This is a genomic window from Luteitalea sp., assembly GCF_044337415.1.
In the GTDB taxonomy this organism is placed as follows: Bacteria; Acidobacteriota; Vicinamibacteria; order Vicinamibacterales; family Vicinamibacteraceae; genus Luteitalea.
The window spans coordinates 1-3,246 of sequence record NZ_JBIINP010000349.1 but is presented as its reverse complement, the minus strand read 5'-3'; the positions used below and the strand labels follow the sequence as shown (position 1 = coordinate 3,246).

Here is a 3,246-nt window from a genome sequence, read left to right as displayed (position 1 = left end):
TCCCTTGCCTCCCTTGTGACTGGCGTACTCCTCCCTTGTCCCTCGCCGCCCCTGTCCCTCCTCCCTTGCCTCCCTTGTGACTGGCGTACTCCTCCCTTGTCCCTCGCCGCCCCTGTCCCTCCTCCCTTGCCTCCCTTGTGACTGGCGTACTCCTCCCTTGTCCCTTGTACTGTCCGCGTTTCCCCCGCTGCCGATAGACCTTCTATGATTGGGGTCGTGACTCGCCTCCGTCGCTGGATGCCCGGACTGCTGCTGGCTGGCGCGACGCTGCTCGTCCCGGTGGCGGGTGCGCGCACGGCCGAGCAGGCGCCCGCGTCGGCTCCGGCCCGGCGGGTCTGGACCGTGCTCACCACCAGCGGCACCCAGCCCCTGCCGGTCACCGTCGTCAACGGCCGGGAGTACGTCAGCGGGGCCGACCTCAGCGGGCTGTTCGGCCTGGTGCTGAAGGAGGACCGCGCCGGCGGCCTCGTCCTCACGATGGGCGCTCGGACCATCGTGGTGTCGCTCACCCAGGGACTGGCGTCGGTCGACGGACGCGTCGTCAGCCTGCCCGCCCCGCCGACACGGCAGGGCACCACGTGGCTGCTGCCGGTCGAGGTGATCGAGCGGGCCCTGGCGCCGGGGTCCTCGCCGCGCATCGACGTCCGCCGCCGCTCCTCGCTCGTCGTCGTGGGGTCGCTCAGCGTCCCTGCGGTCACCGTGCGGAACGAGCCGCTGCCCACGGGGACGCGGCTGACCTTCACGATCACGCCGGCCGTGCCGCAGACCCTCGTCAACGAGAACGGGCGCCTGCTGGTCCGCCTCGCCGCCGACGCCCTCGACGCCGACCTCACCGGCCTCACACCCGGTGCGCTGCTCGCCGGCGCCCGGGTGGTTCCGCCCTCCACCCTCGAACTCGGCCTGGGCCCGCAGTTCGGCAGCTACCGCGCGACCGAGCAGCGCGAGGGCGCGACGTTGCGCCTGACCGTCGACGTCGTGGCCGCGACGCCGGGGCCCGCCGCCCCCTCGCCGACGACGGACCAGCCAGCGCCGGCCGCCCCCGGGGAGGTCCAGAACGAGCCCGGCCCGGCGCTGCTGCCGGAAGCCACCGGCCTGCGCACCATCGTGATCGACCCGGGCCACGGCGGCACGGAGAACGGCGCGCGCGGTCCGACGGGCACGCTCGAGAAGAACGTGGTGCTGTCGATGGCGCGCCAGCTCAAGGCGGCCATCGAGGCGCGCCTCGGCATCCGCGTGCTGCTGACGCGATCGGGCGACGAGACCGTCGCCCTCGACTCGCGCGCCGCGTTTGCCAACAACAACAAGGCGGATCTCTTCATCTCGATCCACGCCAACGCCTCGGTGCGCTCGTCGGTGACCGGCGCCGAGGTGTTCTACGTGACGCTCGGCGAGTACGGCACCGCACGCGCCAGCGCCGCGGAACCGGGCGCCCTGCTGCCCACCTTCGGGGGCGGCGAGCGCAGCGTGGACCTGATCCTGTGGGAGATGGCGCAGGCGCAGCACCTCAACGAGTCGGCGCGGTTTGCGCGGCTCGTCGAGACCGAGATGCGGCAGCGGGTGCCGATGTCGCCCCGGGCCATCCAGCAGGCGCCGTTCCGGGTGCTGGTCGGGGCCAACATGCCCGCCGTGCTCGTCGAGACGGGGTTCATCACCAATCCCACCGAGGAGAAACGGCTCAACACGCCCGACTACCAGGCGCAGTTGGTCAACGCGATGCTGGCCGCCGTGGTCCGCTTCAAGGCCACGAGCGAGCGTGTCGGCACCGCCCAGGCGCCGACGCAGCCGTCGCAGGACCCGCGCTGATGCGACGCACGATCGTCGTGGCCGTGCTGGGCGTGATGACGGCCGTCCTGCTCGCCATCGCCGGACTGGTGGTGGTGCCGCGCCTGCTGACTCCGGCCACCGTCGAGGTGCCGCGTCCTGACGCGGCGGCGACCGGCGAAGCGACGGGCCGCATCCGCGCCAGCCTCTACTACGTCGCCGAGGACGGTCTCCGACTCACGGCCGTCGATGCGGACGTGCCCTATGGCACCACGCCCGCCGATCAGGCCCGCGCCCTGATCGAGGCACAACTGCAGCCCGCGCCGGCGCCCCTCGCGCAGGCCATCGCCGAGGGCACGCGGGTCCGCCAGATCTTCGTCGCCGAGGATGGCACCGCCTTCGTCGATCTCTCGAAGGAAGCCGTCGTCAACCACCGCGGCGGCAGCCTGGACGAACTGTTCGCGGTGTACGCGATCGTGAACGCGGTCACGGTGAACCTCCCGGCGATCAAGGGCGTGCAGATCCTCGTCGAGGGTCAGGAGGTCGATACCCTCGCCGGCCACGTCGACCTGCGGCATCCGCTCGCCCGCAACATGCGCTGGGTGGGCGCGCCCGGCGCAGACGCGCCCGACGCGCCGAGTGCCCCGACGCCGACGGCCGCGATACCGAAGCAGCAGTAGGCGACCGTCGACTGCCGACCGTCGACTGCCGACTGCCGACTGCCGACTGCCGACTGCCGACAAGTATCCGTGTTGTTACACTGTCCTTCCATGCCTCGCTCAGACGGACGCGCCAACGACGCCCTTCGCCCCTGTGTCATCACCCCTCACATCTCGCTGCACGCCGAGGGGTCGTGCCTCGTGGAGACCGGCCGCACGCGCGTGATCTGCACCGCCAGCGTCGAGGACCGCGTCCCGCCGTTCCTGCGCAACTCCGGGAAGGGCTGGGTGACGGCCGAGTACGGCATGCTGCCGCGCGCGACGACGACGCGCGTGCAGCGTGAGTCGACGGCGGGCAAGGTCGGCGGCCGCACGCAGGAGATCCAGCGACTGATCGGACGCTCGCTGCGCTCGGTGGTCGACATGACCAAGCTCAGCGAGCGGACCATCTGGATCGACTGCGACGTCATCCAGGCGGACGGCGGCACGCGCACCGCAGCCATCACCGGCGGTTTCGTGGCCATGGTCCTCGCCATGCAGCACATGCTCGAGGCCAGGCAGATCAAGGACATCCCGGTGAAGGACTACCTCGCGGCGACGAGTGTCGGCGTGATTGCCGGCGTCCCCATGCTCGATCTCGCCTACGACGAGGACTCCAATGCCGACGTCGACATGAACGTGATCCGCACCGGCGACGGCCGCTTCATCGAGGTGCAGGGCACGGCAGAGAAGGAACCATTCCCGCGCGCCGTGCTCGACCAGTTGCTCGACCTCGGCAGCAAGGGCATCGACGAGCTCATCACGCTGCAGGCCGCCATCGTCGGCC

The 3,246-nt window shown here is 71.3% G+C and carries 3 protein-coding genes; all 3 read left to right on the top strand.

Features of this window, described 5'->3' with window-relative positions:
- The first annotated feature begins 216 nt into the window (after window positions 1–216).
- Complete coding sequence (locus tag ACIRDX_RS22135) at window positions 217–1,803, top strand: N-acetylmuramoyl-L-alanine amidase (RefSeq protein ID WP_396627587.1); 1,587 nt, start codon at window positions 217–219, stop codon at window positions 1,801–1,803.
- Window positions 1,803–2,441 carry a GerMN domain-containing protein gene (locus ACIRDX_RS22130; RefSeq protein ID WP_396627586.1) on the top strand — a complete coding sequence of 213 codons (639 nt, stop codon included), beginning with the start codon at window positions 1,803–1,805 and terminating at the stop codon, window positions 2,439–2,441. Before ACIRDX_RS22135 ends, ACIRDX_RS22130 begins: the two co-directional genes overlap by 1 nt.
- 90 nt (window positions 2,442–2,531) lie before the next feature.
- Window positions 2,532–3,246, top strand: a 715-nt coding sequence (rph, locus tag ACIRDX_RS22125) for a ribonuclease PH (protein WP_396627585.1), incomplete at its 3' end; no start/stop codon positions are given.